Source organism: Paenibacillus sp. JMULE4 (assembly GCF_013337105.1).
Classification (GTDB): Bacteria; Bacillota; Bacilli; order Paenibacillales; family NBRC-103111; genus Paenibacillus_G; species Paenibacillus_G naphthalenovorans.
This window is the reverse complement of the sequence record NZ_SGWF01000013.1, coordinates 31,677-49,748: the sequence shown is the minus strand read 5'-3', so window position 1 is coordinate 49,748 and position 18,072 is coordinate 31,677. Positions and strand designations below refer to the sequence as shown.

The following is an 18,072-nucleotide window of genomic DNA, read 5'->3' as shown; positions in this document are numbered from 1 at the left end:
CGAAAGGAGGTGAAATAAAATGGAAATTACAGCCCAAACATCAACAGCCGGATCTGTCGGTACAACGGCCGGTGGAACGGCAGGAGCGATCAATTCGGGAACCGGCGGCTCCGGTTTTTCCACGACGCTCAACGGGATGCTGATTTCAGCCCATCCGCAGGCAGGTAAGGATTCGGCTTCAGCCGCGACCGGCCTTTCGGTTTTGACGGGCCTGATTACCCCTATTCTGATGGCTGCTGTTCAAACAGACGAATCTGCAGCAGCGCTGACAGGCGAGCAAATCCAAGGCTTAATTCAACTGCTGGAAAAACCGCAGGACGGTGAAGAGGAACATTCCTTATTATCGAACCCTGATCTGCAAGCATGGCTCGTTCAGCTTCAGTCGATCCTGGTGGCTCTTACCCCGAACCCGCAAAATGGTGCTGACGACGGCACATGGGAAGGCGGTTTGGCTCCGGCGTCTCAGGCTAACGATCATTTGGAAGAAGCATTAAATCCAATGCTGTTTATTCCGCTGATTGCAGCTGCGCCCACTACGGAGAATCAAGGAACGGAAGGGGAGAGCAGCAGTACAATACAGGCAGGAATCTCCCTTTCCGAAGCGGTTCAAATGTTGAATCGGTTGAAAGAAATGATTGAACAAGGCCATAAAGACCCGCAGCTTCAGCAAACGTTGAAGGAGCTTTCTGCGGTCTTGGTTTCTGCAGCAGCAAGCGAAAGCCATCTGCGTAAAGAAGCCGAGCGTGCGGATCGTCCGTCTCAACCGTCGCTCATCGTAAAACCGACAGCGGATGTGGAGACTTCCGGGACACAAGAGACCATCCGGGTGGCCGCTAACCCGCTGAGTAAGCTTGAAATGCTGGCAGCTAAGCAATCGGTTGCCAAGCTTTCTGCGGAGCAGCCGGCAGCGGATGTGGAGACCTCCGGGACACAAGAGACCATCCGGGTGGCCGCTGCCCAGTTGAGTAAGCTTGAGCTGCTGGCGGTGAAGCATACGGTTGCCAAGCTTTCTGCGGAGCAGCCGGCAATCCAGGATCAACCCTTATTCGAACCGTTGATGCCGGCCGATTCCGAACCGGTAAACGGACAGCATCCCGTGATGACCGTGCAGGATTGGATGAAGGGAGCTCAAGCGGGAAATGCGATGCCGAAGCATCCGGTACTGCATATGTCCGCAGGTACATTTGCCAATGATATGACGCAGTTTGTCGTCAGCTCGTTTTCTCTTGCCACGTCCGCAGACGGTTTAACCGAAGCCAAGATCTCATTGTTTCCGCAGCATCTTGGACATGTGGAAGTGAAACTGACGATGCACAACGGCATGCTGGTAGCCCAATTCATGGCGGACAGCTTGTCTGGTAAAGAAATGCTTGAAAGCCAGTTAACCCAGCTTCGGACGACATTGCAAAACCAAGGCATTCAAGTCGAAAAGCTCGAGGTCGGCCAGAGTCAGAGCTTCCAGTCCGGCATGTTCCAAGAAGATCGGCGGCAGCAGTCCTCCGGTCAATCCTCCAAGCAAAACAAATCGGGCAGAGGCAGTGTAGAGAGCATGGAGGAAGAACAGCCGATAAACATATCTGCTAACTTGAATAAGGCATTGAACGACAAGGGCTCCATCGATGTGACGGCATAAACCGTCTTATCGGATCATAACGGCCAGCAGGAGGTGATTCCGTGCCAGACTCGAATATCAGTACCCGAAACGTATGGCCTTATTACGCCAAAGAAAATGTTCAGCGCGCAGGCTCTGAAGACAAGAATCAATTGGGCAAAGATGAATTTTTGAAAATTTTGATCGCCCAATTAAAAAATCAAGATCCGACCCAGCCATTGCAGGATAAAGAGTTTATCGCCCAAATGGCTCAGTTCACCTCGGTGGAACAGTTGACCAATATGGCCGGTGAAATGAAAATGCTCCGACAATCGCTCGGCTTTGCATCCGGATTGATTGGGAAGAGCATTACATGGACTTATGTGGATAGTAATGGAGACACACAAACGAAATCCGGCATCGTCGAGTCCATCACGGTAAAAAAGGGCGAGCAGTTTGCAAAGGTAAATGGAGAGGAAGTTACGCTCGATAAAATCAGCCAAATTTCGAATCCGGAGGAAAGCTAAATGACGGAGCGAATAACGATTGGCCGTCTTTATCCGAATGTGGTGACTCCAAACCACTCCATTAAGACAGCGGCATCCCCCCCAAACGGTAACTTATCGTTTGATAAAATTTTACAAAAACAAACGCTGCGTTTCAGCCATCATGCCGAAGAACGATTGCGACAGCGGGGGATTCAGTTCCAGCCCGAACATCTGGCCAAAATCAATTCGGCCATCGATAAAGCTGCGACCAAAGGCATGAAAGAATCGCTTATGCTGATCGATGATACGGCCTTGATTGTGAATATTAAGAGTCGTACCGTGGTTACGGCCATGGACGAAGCCTCTATGAAAGACAACTTGTTCACGCAAATTGACAGTGCCATCATCATTTCTTAAATGTTTAGGCCGGCCCGCTGCGCGGAGGCCTCGGTTGTGGATCGACTGAAACAACCGGCATTTCAGTACATATTCGCATTCAGGGAGGAAATCTATCGATGTTAAGATCTCTGTATTCCGGCGTATCAGGTATGAGAGGATTTCAAACCAAGCTGGACGTCATCGGCAATAACATTGCCAACGTCAATACGGTTGGTTTTAAGGCCGGCCGTGTCATGTTCAAGGATATTCTCAGCCAAACCGTCTCCGGCGTGTCGGCACCTACGGACGAACGTGGCGGCGTCAACGCGAAGCAAATCGGACTTGGTGTTACCGTCGGTGCCATTGACACATTGCACACGCCGGGCAGCGCCATGACGACGAACGTCGTAACGGACCTGAGAATTGACGGTGACGGCTTCTTCATGCTGAGAGCAACGGAAGATCAAGAACAACCTTTTTTGAGCCGTGCGGGGAATTTCACGCTGGACTCCAACCGCAGGCTGGTCAACGCTGACGGACTCTTCGTGTCGGACAGCGAGGGAGGGATTATCCAGCTTGACGATACGGTGACGGCCTTTTCAATCTCACAGTCGGGCGAGCTTATCACTGTAGGAGAAGATGGAATAGCGACTCCGAGCGGTGTCTTTATTGGCGTCGTAAAGGTAGTTAATCCTTCCGGGCTCGAGAAAATCGGCGGTAACTTGTACCGCGTGACGCCTAACGCGATGCCGCCGGACGCGCAAGAGCTGCCTACCGGGGAAGAGGCTCAGGCGAATAATCCGGTTACCGGTACCGGCGCCATTATCTCCGGACAGCTCGAAATGTCCAATGTCGATTTGACCTCGGAGTTTACCGAGATGATTATTGCCCAGCGCGGATTCCAGTCTAACTCCAGAATTATCACGACTTCGGATGAAGTACTTCAAGAGGTCGTTAATCTGAAACGATAATCTGAGGGATGGGGGAGGATTCCCTCCCCCAATTACTAAGTATACCGGAGGTAGCTGATGATTCGCTTGACTCGGCTTAACGGAAAGCAAATTACGATTAATGCTCTCCTGATCGAAACGATCGAGGAGACACCGGATACAATGATTACTTTAGTAACCGGTAAGAAAATAATGGTGCTGGAAAAAGTGGATGATACAGTTGCCATGGTTCAACGTTTCTTGCAGTCGCTTGGGCTTGTAGGCAGTACGATAAAAAGCCTGGATTCGGAGGGGTCGTAATTGTTTAGGAGTAAAATATTCATCATGGTGGTGGCCGTCCTCATCGCCATTACATTAATTTTGACGGCAGCTTTCATCCTCTGGAATTATATGGATAAAGCTAACAGCACCCTCCGGGATCAGGCGCAGCAATCGGCCAGTGAAGTCAAGTCGGGCAAGAAGCTTACTCCGGATGAGGTGCGGGACAACACCTTCAGCATGAAGGATGTGTTGACCAACCTTTCTGGCGGAAACAACAAGTTCATTAAAGTAAGCTTTGCCTTTGAACTGGAAAATAAGAAGGCGAGGGAGGAGTTTGAAAAGCTGGAAACGCAGATGAAAGCGATCGTGATCCAAACGCTCGCCGATATGACCCCGGATCAAGTGTCGGGAAGCAAAGGCTTTGACAATCTCACTTCAGCCCTTATGAATAAAATGAACCCGCTTCTGCAGCAAGGAAAACTGAATCAAATATTGATTACCGACATTGTTCTCCAATAGCAGAAAGCTTAATAAGGCAAGTAGAGTTACGGCACGAAGGAGGTGACGCTAATGGTAGATGTACTTTCTCAGAATGAGATCGACGCTTTGCTCGCGGCGCTATCATCAGGAGAAATGGATGCGGAAGAGCTTAAAAAAGAAGAGACGCAGAAAAAAGTCAGAGCCTATGATTTTAAGAGAGCGGTTCGTTTCTCCAAAGATCATATCCGAAGTCTTACTCGGATCCATGAGAACTTCGCGCGATATCTGACTACCTATTTTTCCGCCCAGCTCCGTACCTTTGTGCAAATCAATGTCGTACAGGTCGAGCAGCTGCCCTATGACGAATTTATTCGGTCCATACCCAAGATGACGATTCTTAACATCTTTGAAGCCGAACCTTTGGAAGGACGAATGGTGCTGGAAGTACATCCGAACATAGCGTTTGCGATGCTGGACAGGCTGCTGGGAGGTGTGGGTACGTCCCCAACCAAAATTAATGCACTGACGGAAATCGAAACGATCGTGATGGAACGCATCTTCAGCCGGGCGTTTGAAAGTCTGCAGGAAGCATGGAAAACGGTTGTGGATTTGTCACCGAGGCTGGAAGCCTTGGAAACCAACCCGCAATTTATGCAGATTGTTTCACCTAACGAAACCATTGCACTCATTTCATTGAGTACTAAAATCGGAGATACAACCGGGATGATCAACTTGTGCATACCTCATGTCGTTATTGAGCCGATTATGCCGAGATTGTCAGTTCATCATTGGTTTGTATCCCAGAAAAAGACCAGCGCGCCGGAAGAAATGACGGCCCTTCAATCGAGGCTTCATAAAGCAAAATTGCCAGTGATTGCAGAGCTTGGCACATCCCAAATATCGGTCAGGGAATTTTTGAGTCTGAACGTCGGCGATGTGATTACATTGAACCGGTCCGTCGAGGAGCCACTGCATATTCGGATCGGGGATAAGCTGAAATTTTTCGGAAGTCCGGGAACGACCCGAGGCAAGCTGGCTGTGCAAATCAATGAGATTGTCCAAGAAGGAGTAGAAGAGTATGACGAATAATAAGGATTATTTGTCTCAAGAAGAAATCGATGCCTTGTTGAGACAATCGGCTGAAGTCGATTCAGTCGGCGGTTCCGGTTTTGCTCCAAAAGTGGAAGATTATTTGTCCTCGTTGGAACAAGACGCATTAGGCGAAATCGGCAATATTACCTTTGGCAGTGCCGCTACCGCATTATCCACGCTGCTTGGAAAGAAGGTAGATATTACCACGCCTAAAGTGTCCGTCATTGCGCGAGAGGAATTGATCGAGGAATTTCCAAAGCCTCATGTTGCGGTTCATGTCAATTATGTCGATGGGTTTCACGGCATCAATCTTCTTGTCATTAAAACGCGGGATGCTCAAGTCATCGCCGATTTGATGATGGGCGGTGATGGAACAGGGCAAACCGACGAATTGAGCGAGATCCATATTAGTGCGGTCCAGGAAGCGATGAATCAAATGATGGGTTCCTCGGCTACATCCATGTCGACCATCTTTAACCGGTTTGTCAATATTTCACCGCCTGGGATTGATATTCTGAACTTGTCGGAAGGAGAAGGAACGGCTGCGCTGCCTCCGGAAGAAGTGTTCATCAAAGTTTCTTTCCGGTTAACGATTGGAGATCTGATCGATTCGACCATTATGCAGCTGCTTCCGGTCCCCTTCGCTAAAGATATGGTATCCATTCTTATGGGAGGGGGGGAATTTCAGGAAGAGACGGTTGCCGAACCGCCTGCTCCATCGGCGCCGCCCGCACCAGCTGCACCAGCGCCAGAACCGTATGCACAGCATGCAGATCATAAGCCGGTGAACGATTATTATTCAGCGCCGCCTGCACAGCAGCCGCCGCCTTACGGCCAACCGTCCCAACAGCCGATGTACGGTCAACCGCCGCAGCAGCCGCCGGTATATCAACAACCGATGTATGGCCAACCGCCGATGCCGCCAAATCCACAGGCTTATCCGTCGCAGCCTGCCGCTTACGGCATGCCGGATTCACGGAATGTCAATGTACAGCCGGCTCAGTTTACCAACTTTACACCGACGAATCTGACTCCTGCGGAAGATACGAATTTGAACCTGCTGCTCGACATTCCTCTGAAGGTTACTGTTGAGCTGGGGAGAACACACAAAGTCATAAAAGACATATTGGAGTTGTCTCAGGGTTCGATTATCGAATTGGACAAGCTGGCAGGGGAACCGGTCGATATTCTGGTGAACAACAAGCTGATCGCTAAAGGCGAAGTGGTCGTTATTGATGAAAACTTTGGTGTTCGTGTTACGGATATCGTAAATCAATGGGACAGAATTCAAAAATTACAATATTAGATTAAGCAACCTTGGGAGGACTGTGTAATTATGGCAAACCGAATTTTAATTGTAGACGATGCAGCATTTATGAGAATGATGATCCGCGACATCTTGACTAAAAATGGATATGAGGTTGTCGGTGAAGCCAATGATGGAGCTCAAGCGATAGAGAAATTTAAAGAGCTTTCCCCGGATTTGATTACAATGGACATAACCATGCCGGAAATGGACGGGATTCAAGCGTTGAAGGAGATTAAGAAGATTGATGCTAATGCAAAAGTGATTATGTGTTCTGCGATGGGGCAGCAAGCAATGGTTATTGACGCCATTCAGGCAGGGGCAAAAGATTTTATCGTAAAACCGTTCCAGGCTGACCGTGTTATTGAGGCTATTAAGAAAACCTTAGGGTAGATGATACCGAAGCGTTGGGGAGAGTCTACGAAGACGGAAGGGAATGTAGAGCGTTGACCAGACTCACAACCAAATGGTTGTTTTTCGCTGCAGTATTTTGGATACAAACAGCAGCGGCTGCTGCTGTTTGTTACGGCGAAACGGGCACGCCCCCCCATGAGCCGGGGCTGCTTGATTCATCGGAGCCGATACCTGGTGTTTCACCAGGGGACACGCTTTGGATGATTGTCAAAGTCATATTGTTTCTTGTTCTTATTATCGGCATTTTCTTCATCATAATGAAGGTCATCTCGCAACAAAAAAACAAATTTTTATCGGGCCGTACGCTTCGCTCGCTTGGCGGACTGCCGCTCGGTCCGAATAAATCCATTCAAATCGTAGAAATCGGGAATGCCTTATATGTTGTAGGCATCGGTGAAAACATACAGCTGCTTGACAAAATTACCGATGAGGCCGAGGTTGCCCATATCGCGGAGATGATGGCCAGCGGGACGGCTTTTACGGGTCCTTCCTTTGCATCGTTAGGGGAATTCATGAAAAAGCTGCGTCACAGACCGCAGGTAGACGAAGAGATGGAAGTGACCGCATCGTTTCAGCAGGTGTTTCAAACCAAAATGCAGCAGATGACAGACCGAAAGAAAATGATGGAAGAGATGCTGAAGCAAGAGAATAATTCAGATCGGTTGAATGATAAATCATGAATCACAGACGCAGGCTTTACCTGGTTCTCTTACTTTTAAGCTTGTCGGGAATGTTATCCGGCCAAGCGTATGCAGCAGATCCGATTCCGGGAATCAATATCGATATCGGGACTTCCGGCGATCCGCAAGGAGCCTCGAACACGGTTACGATTTTGCTGATGATCACGATCTTAAGTATAGCCCCGGCTATACTGGTTCTCATGACCAGCTTCACCCGCATCATCATCGTACTCGGCTTTGTTCGTACTTCATTGGGTACGATGTCGATGCCGCCGAATCAGGTGCTCATCGGGTTAGCGCTGTTTCTTACCTTTTTCATCATGGCTCCGACATTGGGAGAGATCAATCAAACCGCGCTGCAGCCCTACATGAGAGGAGAGCTTACACAGACAGCGGCTTTGGATAATGCATCTGTTTCTATGAAAAAGTTTATGTTCCAGCATACGAGGCAGAAGGACCTGAAGCTGTTTCTGGATTATTCCAAAGCGGCTCCGCCGACCGGCGTAGAAGATACGCCTTTGACGGCCCTCGTTCCGGCTTATGCGATCAGCGAGTTAAAGACCGCCTTTCAGATGGGCTTTATGATTTTTATTCCGTTTCTTGTCATTGATATGGTAGTAGCAAGCACATTGATGGCGATGGGGATGATGATGCTTCCGCCGGTGATGATTTCACTTCCTTTTAAAATCTTGTTGTTCATCCTGGTGGATGGCTGGTATCTGGTCGTAAGGTCGTTGCTGCTTAGCTACAACACATAGAAGGCCATCAGGAGGAGAACGATTTGAGCTCGGAATTCGTAATCAGAATAGCAGGAGAGGCTGTCTTTACGACTCTAAAGGCCAGTGCGCCGATGATGGTGCTGGCGCTGGTGGTCGGACTTGTCATCAGCATATTTCAGGCGACAACGCAAATTCAAGAGCAGACGCTGGCATTCGTGCCCAAAATTGTCGTCGTTTTGCTTGCTTTGCTCATATTCGGACCTTGGATTCTGAATACGCTGGTTGATTTTACTTATCAATTGCTGAACAACTTGTATAAATACGTGGGTTAGGTTGTGGATTATGGAATGGTTTCTCACGTATTTTCCGGGATTTCTGCTGATTCTTTGTCGGGTTACTTCATTTTTCGTTGTATCTCCCGTGTTTTCAGCGCAGCATGTACCGGCACAGTTCAAGATCGGCCTTGCGTTTTTTACAGCCTTTATCGCATATTTCGGTGTGGGAACGGCTGCGCCGGTGGCGATGGATTCGCTATATGTTTTGACCGTCATACGTGAAGTGCTTGTAGGCTTGTGTTTGGGTTTCATCGCGTACATGTTTTTTACGATTGTACAAATTGCGGGCTCGTTCATTGACCTTCAGATGGGGTTCGGTATTGCGAACGTCATCGACCCGATGACGGGAGCCCAAAGTCCGATTCTCGGCAATTTAAAATATATTATCGCTTTGTTGCTGTTTCTGTCTTTTAACGGCCACCATTTTTTGCTTGAAGGGATCATGAGGAGCTACGAATGGATTCCGCTCGATAACAACTTGTTCTATTTGAATAATAATGGGCAGCTGTCCGATTTTATGATACGTACGTTTTCCAGCGTGTTCTCGATAAGCTTTCAAATCGCTGCTCCTTTGGTGGTCGCCTTGTTTCTGGCTGACGTAGGGCTTGGCCTCCTGGCAAGGGTATCGCCGCAGTTCAATATTTTTGTTATCGGCCTGCCGCTCAAAATTTTGCTCGGATTCGTCATGCTGCTCTTGTTATTTCCCGGCTATGAAACAGTCTACAAAGACATGTTTGCTTCGATGCTGGATGCGATCAGGGATTTCTTCGGATTATTCAACGAATAGGAAAGAACGGAGGCAAGGACGTGGCGCAGTTTCGTTTAAAACTCAATTTGCAGCTGTTCTCTCAAGAAAAAACGGAAGAAGCTACGCCCAAGAAAAAACAAGAATCCAGACAAAAAGGCCAGGTCGCCAAAAGTATGGATTTGCCGGCTGCCTTTATCCTGTTTTTTTCCTTCCTGTCGTTTTCCTTGTTCGGAGCCTTTATGAAGGATCGGTTGTTCGGATTGTTCCAGTCGACGCTTCATGACTTTCTCCTTCTCAATCTTACCGCAGATAACGTTATCGTGTTGTTTGAGAAGATGGCATTACAGCTTCTTCTGATCGTCGGGCCGATTTTCCTGATTGCCGTTGCGGTTGCCGTACTAGGTAATTATTTGCAAATCGGGTTTCTGCTCACCGGAGAACCGCTCATGATGAAATTTAATAAAATCAATCCGATCCAAGGTGCTAAACAGTTATTCTCCATGAGGGCGTTAGTCGACTTCTTGAAATCGGTGCTGAAGATGTCGATTATCGGGATTGTCGTTTATACGACGCTGGTGGCGCAGAAGGATTATATCTTGAGGCTCGCGCAGATGCCGCTTGAAGAAATTGCTCTGTTTACATGGTCGCTCACCCTATCGCTAGGCCTTAAGATTGGCCTGATCTTAATCATTCTGGCGATCTTCGATTATATGTATCAGCGTTACGAGCATGGCAAGAGTATCCGGATGTCCAAGCAGGACATTAAGGACGAGTACAAAAAGACGGAAGGCGATCCGCTCATTAAAGGTAAAATTCGTGAAAAGCAACGGAGGATGGCGCTGCAGCGAATGATGCAGGAGATTCCAAAAGCGGACGTCGTAATCACAAACCCGACTCACTTTGCGGTAGCCATTAAGTATGATGCAGGCCAAATGCAAGCGCCGACCGTCATTGCCAAGGGTACCGATTATATTGCTCTTAAGATTAGGCAGGTCGCCAAGGATAACGGAATCATTACGATGGAAAATAAGCCTCTGGCCCGGGCGCTGTATGCTCAAGTGGAAATCGGCGAATCGATACCCGCCGATATGTTCCAGGCCGTAGCTGAAGTGCTTGCCTATGTATACAAATTAAAAGGGAAAGCGAACTAAAAGTAAGGAAAGGAGGGTAATGGAGTGAAAGCCAGAGATTTAGTCGTTCTCGTAGGCATCATCGGAATCGTTCTAATGATGGTCATTCCGCTGCCATTATGGCTGCTGGATTTTCTGCTCATTATGAATATTGCTGCAGCACTGCTGATTATTTTGATTGGCATGAATACGCAGGACGCGCTTCAATTCTCGATTTTTCCGTCTCTGCTGCTGATCACGACGTTGTTTCGCTTGGCCCTCAGCGTATCCACCACGAGAAACATTCTGGCAAACGCGGATGCCGGTAGTGTGGTCAGAACCTTTGGTGAGTTCGTAGCAGGGGGCAACATCGTCGTCGGCTTTGTTGTCTTCCTTATCTTGGTCGTCGTTCAATTTATCGTCATTACCAAAGGTTCTGAGCGCGTTGCCGAGGTTTCTGCACGCTTTACGCTCGATGCGATGCCCGGAAAGCAGATGAGCATCGACGCGGATTTGAACGCGGGGATGATCAATGAGCAGCAAGCCAAGGAAAGACGGGAGAAGATAGCCCGGGAGGCTGATTTCTACGGCGCGATGGACGGAGCCAGCAAATTCGTTAAGGGAGATGCCATTGCCAGCATCATCATGTTGGTTATCAATATCATCGGCGGTTTGATCATCGGGGTGGCTATGCATGATATGTCAATCGCGGAAGCAGGCTCTCTGTATTCCATCCTGACGATCGGAGACGGTCTGGTAAGCCAAATCCCGGCACTGCTCATCTCTACAGCAGCGGGTATTGTCGTCACGCGAGCATCTTCCGAAGGCAATTTGGCCCAGGATCTTACGGCGCAGATGTTTTCTTATCCGAAGCTGCTGTATATCGTAGCCGGAACGATTGCTGCACTCGGTATTTTTACTCCGATCCATGTCATGACCACCTTTCCTATTGCCATATTGCTCGCCTTTGCGGCCTATCGCATGCAGCAGAATTTCACCCGCAAGCAAGCGGAAGAGGTTCAGCTTGAAGAGGAGCAGCAGATCGAGGAGGTCCGCAGTCCTGAAAGTGTCATCGGATTGCTGCAGGTTGATCCGATTGAATTCGAATTCGGCTACGGTTTGATCCCTCTGGCGGATGCCCAGCAAGGGGGAGATTTATTGGATCGGATTATTCTCATCCGCAGACAGTGCGCGCTGGAGCTTGGCGTTGTCGTTCCCGTCATTCGGATCCGCGACAATATTCAGCTTAGACCTAATGAATATGTGATCAAGATTAAAGGGAATACCGTCGCTCGCGGCGATCTTCTGCTGAACCATTATTTGGCGATGAGCCCGGGCATTGAGGATGATTCCATTACAGGAATTGATACGCTGGAGCCCGCGTTCGGGCTTCCGGCGCTCTGGATTGACGAGAGCACCAAAGAACGCGCGGAGCTGTCCGGTTATACCGTGGTAGATCCTCCTTCCGTTGTAGCTACTCATTTGACCGAGGTCATCAAAAAGCACGCTCACGAGCTTTTGGGCCGGCAAGAAACGAAGGCTCTTATCGAGAATGTCAAGGAGAATTATCCCGCCCTTGTGGACGACCTTATTCCCAACGTCTTATCTTTAGGCGACGTGCAAAAGGTGCTGGTCAAACTTCTTCGGGAGAAAATTTCGATTCGCGATCTGGTCACGATCCTCGAGACGTTGGCGGATTACGGCACTTATACCAAAGATACGGAAATCCTGACGGAATATGTAAGACAGGCGCTGTCCAGACAAATTACTCAGCAGTATACGACAAGCGGCGAATCTCTAAAGGTGATTACCGTGGGACCGACCCTGGAGAAGAAAATTGCGGAATCGGTCCAGCAGTCGGATCAAGGAAGCTATCTGGCGCTTGACCCTACGTCCACTCAAGTGATTTATCAGCGCATTAACGATCAGGTCACCAAGCTGATTCAAGCGGGTCAGCAGCCTGTGGTTTTGACATCGCCGACCATCCGGATGTATCTCCGTCAACTGCTGGAGCGCACCATGCAGGATATTCCGGTCCTGTCTTACAGCGAGCTCGAGCCGAACGTTGAAATTCAAAGTATGGGGGTTGTGAATCTATGAGAGTAAAGCGGTACGTCGTTGATTCCATGCCGGATGCCCTCCAAAAAATTCGGACTGATCTGGGGAAAGAAGCGGTCATTATTAATACGAAAGAAATTCGTTCCGGCGGTTTTCTTGGGATGTTCTCCAAAAAGAAAATCGAGGTCATTGCAGCGACGGATACCGCCATTCCCGCCGGCGGAGCGATGACTTCCAATGCAGCAACGACTGGGGCAATTCCGAAACCGGAGCTTAACGTCGTCCCCGCTGCTCCGATGAGGTTCGGCACCGCGGCTTACGGAGCTCAACGGGAGCGACGGGAACAACCGCCGCTTTCCTTTCCCGAAGTGCCGGATGTGCTGCCGGTGACGGGACAGGCGGCTGCAGCGGCCGCCCAGCCTGCGGGGGCCACAATGGTCAAACCCAGAGAAGAGCTTTTGATGGATGAAATCAGGCAAATGAAAGAAATGATGCTGAAGCTTACCCGGCAGGGCACAGTTCAGGAGGCTGTGAATCCGGTGCTGAAGGAGCTTGAAGCGCGCCTTCTCCGCCAGGAGCTGGATCCTCTTCTCGTGGAAGAACTTTTAATGAACGTATCCAAAGAGGCGGAAGCGGAAGGGGCGGAGCTTACCGAGGAGTGGGCATCTTCCTCATTGAAGAGGCAGTTGGAGGCCATGCTGTGCTCTTCCAAGAACAAATCGATCGCCGCAGATACCCGGATCGCCCACTTCGTCGGACCGACGGGTGTCGGCAAGACGACGACGATCGCCAAACTGGCTGCAGAGCAGGTGCTTAAGCATCACCGCAAGGTCGGATTTATTACTTCCGACACGTACCGAATAGCCGCCGTTGAACAGTTAAAAACATACGCAACCATTTTGAACGTGCCGCTTGAAGTTGTTTTCTCGCCGTTGGATTTGAATAGAGCCTTTGAGCAGCTGCGGGATTGCGATTTGATTTTTATGGATACGGCGGGAAGAAATTTTCGCAACGAGATGTATGTCTCGGAGCTGAATGCGCTGCTGAAATCTAACGGGAAGAGCGAGACGTATCTGGTCCTCAGCATGACGACCAAGTACAAAGATATGCAGGCTATTACAAACAATTTCTGCAAATTCAAACTGGATAAGGTGCTGTTCACCAAAATGGACGAGACCGACTCTTACGGCTCGGTTGTGAACCTTATTCGCGAATTCGGACTTCAAACGTCTTATATCGCTAACGGACAGAGCGTGCCGGACGATATCCAAGAGCTGAATGAACATCAATTGATTGATTTGATTCTGGAGGCGGGCAAGTCATGAGCGATCAGGCGCAGGGGTTGCGCAATCTGATACGGAATCAAAGCGATCCGAAAGACAAAGCGACACGCATTCTTACGGTGACAAGCGGGAAAGGCGGAGTCGGCAAATCGAACTTTACGCTTAATTTCGCATTATCCCTGCAAAAAAAAGGATTCAAGGTACTGGTATTCGACGCGGACATCGGTCTTGCCAATATCGATGTGCTGATGGGGATATCATCCAAATTCAACTTATATCACTTATTGAAAAAAGAAAAAACCATCTGGGAAATTATTCAAACCGGGCACGATGATTTGCAGTTTATTGCAGGAGGATCAGGATTTAACGATTTGATTCGCTTATCCGATGAACAGCTCGATTATTTTGCGGATCAGGTCAACCAATTAACCGGTCATGTCGATTTCATCATATTCGATACGGGAGCCGGCTTGTCCAAGGAGACGATCAAATTCATCGTGGCCGCGGAGGAGACCATCGTCGTCACCACACCGGAGCCTACATCGATCACCGATGCTTATGCCATCATCAAGATGGTTCATTCGATGAACGACCAGGTAGCGTTCCGTTTGGTGGTAAACCGGGCGACGGATTGGAAGGAGGGTCGGCAGACAGCAGACAAAATCAGCATGGTAGCCAAACAATTTCTGAATTTGGACATACCTGCGCTGGGATTTGTATTGGACGACAGCAACGTCTCCAAAGCGGTGAAGAAACAAGTTCCGTTTACCGTTGCTTTTCCGTTTAGTGCCGCTTCCAAATCAATCAGTGAATTGACAGACAATTTTATCGCCAAACAATCTCCGGCGGAGATGCAAACAGGAGCGGTCAAAGGCTTCTTAACCAAAATGATCAGGCTGTTGAAGCAAGGTTAAGGGAAGGGCTTAAAGTCCTCTGACCGAGACAACGAAGAGGAGTGGAATGATGCCGCCGTATGATGTATTGGTAGTGGACGATTCGGTTTTTATGAGGAAAATTATTTCGGATTTTATCGGTGAGGATCCGGAGCTTCGTGTAGTGGGAACCGCCAGAAATGGGCGGGAGGCGATAGAAATGGTCAAAAAGCTGAATCCGAATGCCGTGACCATGGATATTGAAATGCCGGAAATGAACGGCCTTGATGCACTCCGGACGATCATGAGAGAGCATCCTGTGCCGGTGATCATGCTCAGCAGCTTGACTCAGGCCGGCGCAATGGAGACGATTCGTGCGCTGGATCTCGGGGCATTCGATTTCGTCGGCAAGCCTTCCGGCTCTATCTCGCTTGACTTATATAAGGTGAAGCAAAATTTGTTGGAGAAACTGCGTGTTGCCGTTAGAACGAAGGTGAAGGGCGTTCACGCTCCGATCCGCCCCGTATCGTCACAGACAGTTAAACCGGCTGTAAAGACGGAGAAAAGATCCGTGGCGCAGCCGGCTCCGCTTGAGCATCTTGTGGCGATCGGCACCTCTACGGGCGGTCCCAGGGCACTGCATCAAGTGCTGTCGCAAATACCGGACGGCTTTCGTGCTCCGGTTTTGATTGTGCAGCATATGCCGCCCAATTTCACCAAATCGCTTGCGCAGAGGCTTGATTCCGATTCCTATTTGCGGGTCGTTGAGGCGGAGCCCGGGATGGTGCTGGAGAGCGCAACAGCTTATGTGGCGCCGGGAGGTTATCATATGACGGTAGCGAGGAACGGGGCGAATTCCTACAAAATTCATTTGTCCAAAGAGGACCCGCGCAACGGTCATCGTCCTTCTGTGGATGTATTGTTCGAATCGCTGCTGCCGCTTAAGGAATTGAAGCGCCATATTGTGATCATGACGGGGATGGGCTCTGACGGTGCAAAGGGGATGTTGGCGCTAAAGCAATCAGGGGCCATAACCACCATTGCCGAAGCGGAACAAACTTGTGTCGTTTACGGTATGCCTCGTGCCGCGGTTGAATTGGGATGCGTAACCGATGTATTGCCGCTTCAGCAAATTGCCGCCAGATTGATGCAAGCCGTCGGCGGGCAGTCTTGACTGCCTGGAAGTATACATAACAACGATCAATGATGGAGGTGTGGTTATGGAAATGAATCAGTATCTCTCGATGTTTATCGACGAATCCAGAGATCATTTGCAAGCCATGAACGAGCATTTACTTAGCCTTGAGAACAGTCCGGAAGACGTGAGCATCGTCCAGCATATTTTTCGATCCGCTCATACGCTGAAGGGGATGTCGGCGACCATGGGCTTTGAGGATTTGGCCTCGCTTACCCATGAGATGGAGAACGTGCTCGATCTGGTTCGGAATCACAAGCTACAGATGGATTCATTCATATTTGATTGTATTTTTAAAAGCTTGGATGCGCTGGAAATGATGGTGGAGGATATTATTCAAGGAGGAACCGGAAAGGCGGATGTCACCGACATCGTCTCCGCGCTGAAGTCGATTGTTTCCGGGGACTATCTCAAGAACGGCTCTGCTGCCGGCGCATCGGGTTCCGCGGCTGCGAAAGCGGATAAGGCCGGGGGAAACAAAGAGCTGGACGAATTTCAATACTCCATTTTGCAGCAATCGATTGAAGCGGGAATTCCCGTTTTTCGAATCGAGGTGACCATTCGTCAGGAATGCGTGTTAAAAGCGGCCAGAGCGTATATGGTGTTTAACGTGCTGGAGCAAAACGGTGAGGTGATTCAATCCACACCTTCCGTCGAGGATATCGAACAGGAACGGTTCGAGCAATCATTCACCGTATATTATATTTCACAGTTGGCGCAGGATCAGCTTGCAAGTCAAATCGCCGGCGTGTCCGAAATAGACAAAGTAGACGTTGTATTGCTTGATCGGTCCAAGCTGGATGAGCTGATGAAAGCTCCGGAGCCGGCATCGGCTCAATCCAAGCCTGCCGCAAGCGAAGCTTCGGCGTCCCGGCCGGAAACGCCCAAACCTGAAGCGAAGAAGGCCGCCGGGGGAGGAGCGCCTGTAGCAGGACGTACCATCCGGGTGGACATCGAGCGCCTGGATACACTGATGAATTTGTTCAGCGAACTGCTCATTGATCGGGTCCGTCTGGAGCAGCTTGCCAGCGAGATCCGCAGAAGCGATCTGACGGAAACCGTGGAACATATGGCCAGAGTGAGCGGCGATTTGCAGAACATCGTCCTGAAGCTGCGCATGGTTCCCATCGATTCGGTGTTCAACCGTTTCCCCCGGATGATTCGCGATGTGGCCAAGACGCTCGATAAAAAGGTGGATCTGATCATTACCGGCGCCGATACCGAATTGGACCGGACAGTTATCGATGAGATTGGCGATCCGCTGGTCCACTTGTTAAGAAACGCCGTAGACCACGGGATCGAACCGGTGGCGGAACGCGTGCAAATCGGCAAGCCGGAGACCGGCACGATCTATCTCCGTGCCTATCACAGCGGCAACCATGTATTTATCGAAATCGAGGAAGACGGACGAGGGATTAACAGGGATAAGGTGATCAGCAAGGCCATCCAGAACGGAGTCATAACCGCAGAGCAATCCGGGAAATTGTCCGACGAGGATGTATATCAGCTTCTGTTTGCTTCGGGGTTTAGTACAGCGGACAAGATATCGGATATTTCCGGCCGCGGCGTAGGTCTGGATGTTGTTAAAACCAAGATCGAGAGTTTGGGAGGGCAAGTTCACGTCAGCGCCAATTGGGGCAAGGGAACGAAATTTACAGTCCAGCTTCCGCTGACGCTTTCGATTATCTCGGCCATGCTCATTCGGCTGGGTGATGAGAAATACGCCATTCCGCTTTCCTCCATTGTCGAAACGATGGCTGTCAAAAGCGATCAAATTCGCGTTGTGCACGGCAGTACCTTGATCAATTACCGCAGCTCCGTCATTCCGCTTGTTCACTTGGCCCAGCTGTTTGACGTACCGGGCTTTACCGGAGAGCCGGCCGCAGAAATACAGATCGTGGTGATCCGCAAGGGAGATAAAATGGCGGCGCTTATCGTCGACGAGTTTATAGGTCAGCAGGAAATTGTCTTGAAATCGCTGGGTAAATATTTAACCAACCTGTTTGCGGTTTCGGGAGCCACCATTCTGGGTGACGGGCAGGTCGCTTTGATCATTGATACGAACGCTTTAATAAAGTAAAAGCGGCAATTCTCGCTTCTCACGATAACTATA

19 protein-coding genes are annotated in these 18,072 nt (G+C 49.6%); all 19 read left to right on the top strand.

The window, feature by feature from the left end; translation table 11 throughout:
- Positions 1 to 19: 19 nt before the first annotated feature.
- The 19 genes from EXW96_RS11725 to EXW96_RS11635 all read left to right on the top strand — a co-directional run bounded on the left by EXW96_RS11725 (position 20) and on the right by EXW96_RS11635 (position 18,039).
- On the top strand, positions 20 to 1,633 hold the full coding sequence (locus EXW96_RS11725) for a flagellar hook-length control protein FliK (RefSeq protein WP_174350621.1): 1,614 nt from the start codon (positions 20 to 22) through the stop codon (positions 1,631 to 1,633).
- A gap of 41 nt (positions 1,634 to 1,674) precedes the next feature.
- Entirely contained in the window at positions 1,675 to 2,118 is a 444-nt protein-coding gene (gene flgD, locus EXW96_RS11720; RefSeq protein WP_174350620.1) for a flagellar hook assembly protein FlgD, read from the top strand.
- Positions 2,119 to 2,496: a TIGR02530 family flagellar biosynthesis protein gene (locus EXW96_RS11715; protein WP_062407964.1), complete on the top strand. Its 378-nt coding sequence runs from the start codon at positions 2,119 to 2,121 to the stop codon at positions 2,494 to 2,496.
- A 98-nt stretch (positions 2,497 to 2,594) separates the two neighbouring features.
- Positions 2,595 to 3,428, top strand: coding sequence for a flagellar basal body rod protein FlgG (gene flgG / locus EXW96_RS11710; protein ID WP_174350619.1), 834 nt, complete (start codon positions 2,595 to 2,597; stop codon positions 3,426 to 3,428).
- A 57-nt stretch (positions 3,429 to 3,485) separates the two neighbouring features.
- On the top strand, positions 3,486 to 3,707 hold the full coding sequence (locus EXW96_RS11705; RefSeq protein ID WP_174350618.1) for a flagellar FlbD family protein: 222 nt from the start codon (positions 3,486 to 3,488) through the stop codon (positions 3,705 to 3,707).
- Positions 3,708 to 3,731: 24 nt separating this feature from the next.
- Positions 3,732 to 4,187, top strand: a complete 456-nt coding sequence (locus EXW96_RS11700; protein WP_174350617.1) for a flagellar basal body-associated FliL family protein — start codon at positions 3,732 to 3,734, stop codon at positions 4,185 to 4,187.
- 51 nt (positions 4,188 to 4,238) lie between these two features.
- Positions 4,239 to 5,237 (top strand): flagellar motor switch protein FliM, encoded by a 999-nt coding sequence (fliM, locus tag EXW96_RS11695; protein ID WP_174350616.1) that lies wholly within the window; start codon positions 4,239 to 4,241, stop codon positions 5,235 to 5,237.
- The gene (fliY, locus tag EXW96_RS11690) at positions 5,227 to 6,546 is read left to right on the top strand and encodes a flagellar motor switch phosphatase FliY (protein WP_062407970.1); all 1,320 of its coding nucleotides are present in this window, start codon (positions 5,227 to 5,229) and stop codon (positions 6,544 to 6,546) included. Before fliM ends, fliY begins: the two co-directional genes overlap by 11 nt.
- Positions 6,547 to 6,576: 30 nt before the next feature.
- Entirely contained in the window at positions 6,577 to 6,939 is a 363-nt protein-coding gene (locus tag EXW96_RS11685; protein WP_054818888.1) for a response regulator, read from the top strand.
- Between the two features lie 53 nt (positions 6,940 to 6,992).
- On the top strand, positions 6,993 to 7,640 hold the full coding sequence (locus tag EXW96_RS11680) for a FliO/MopB family protein (protein WP_249929545.1): 648 nt from the start codon (positions 6,993 to 6,995) through the stop codon (positions 7,638 to 7,640).
- Positions 7,641 to 7,690: 50 nt separating this feature from the next.
- Positions 7,691 to 8,398, top strand: coding sequence for a flagellar type III secretion system pore protein FliP (gene fliP, locus EXW96_RS11675; protein WP_256846769.1), 708 nt, complete (start codon positions 7,691 to 7,693; stop codon positions 8,396 to 8,398).
- A gap of 23 nt (positions 8,399 to 8,421) precedes the next feature.
- Positions 8,422 to 8,691, top strand: coding sequence for a flagellar biosynthesis protein FliQ (fliQ, locus tag EXW96_RS11670; RefSeq protein ID WP_054818890.1), 270 nt, complete (start codon positions 8,422 to 8,424; stop codon positions 8,689 to 8,691).
- 10 nt (positions 8,692 to 8,701) lie between these two features.
- Positions 8,702 to 9,481 carry a flagellar biosynthetic protein FliR gene (gene fliR, locus EXW96_RS11665; RefSeq protein WP_174350615.1) on the top strand — a complete coding sequence of 260 codons (780 nt, stop codon included), beginning with the start codon at positions 8,702 to 8,704 and terminating at the stop codon, positions 9,479 to 9,481.
- A gap of 20 nt (positions 9,482 to 9,501) precedes the next feature.
- Entirely contained in the window at positions 9,502 to 10,593 is a 1,092-nt protein-coding gene (gene flhB, locus EXW96_RS11660; protein WP_062407976.1) for a flagellar biosynthesis protein FlhB, read from the top strand.
- Positions 10,594 to 10,617: 24 nt separating this feature from the next.
- Positions 10,618 to 12,651 (top strand): flagellar biosynthesis protein FlhA, encoded by a 2,034-nt coding sequence (gene flhA, locus EXW96_RS11655; RefSeq protein ID WP_062407978.1) that lies wholly within the window; start codon positions 10,618 to 10,620, stop codon positions 12,649 to 12,651.
- On the top strand, positions 12,648 to 13,934 hold the full coding sequence (flhF, locus tag EXW96_RS11650) for a flagellar biosynthesis GTPase FlhF (protein ID WP_174350614.1): 1,287 nt from the start codon (positions 12,648 to 12,650) through the stop codon (positions 13,932 to 13,934). Before flhA ends, flhF begins: the two co-directional genes overlap by 4 nt.
- Entirely contained in the window at positions 13,931 to 14,806 is an 876-nt protein-coding gene (locus tag EXW96_RS11645) for a MinD/ParA family protein (protein WP_174350613.1), read from the top strand. Before flhF ends, EXW96_RS11645 begins: the two co-directional genes overlap by 4 nt.
- A gap of 49 nt (positions 14,807 to 14,855) precedes the next feature.
- Entirely contained in the window at positions 14,856 to 15,938 is a 1,083-nt protein-coding gene (locus EXW96_RS11640) for a protein-glutamate methylesterase/protein-glutamine glutaminase (RefSeq protein WP_074728447.1), read from the top strand.
- A gap of 46 nt (positions 15,939 to 15,984) precedes the next feature.
- A complete protein-coding gene (locus EXW96_RS11635) occupies positions 15,985 to 18,039 on the top strand; it encodes a chemotaxis protein CheW (RefSeq protein ID WP_174350612.1) in 2,055 nt (684 codons plus the stop codon).
- The last annotated feature ends 33 nt before the right edge of the window (positions 18,040 to 18,072 follow it).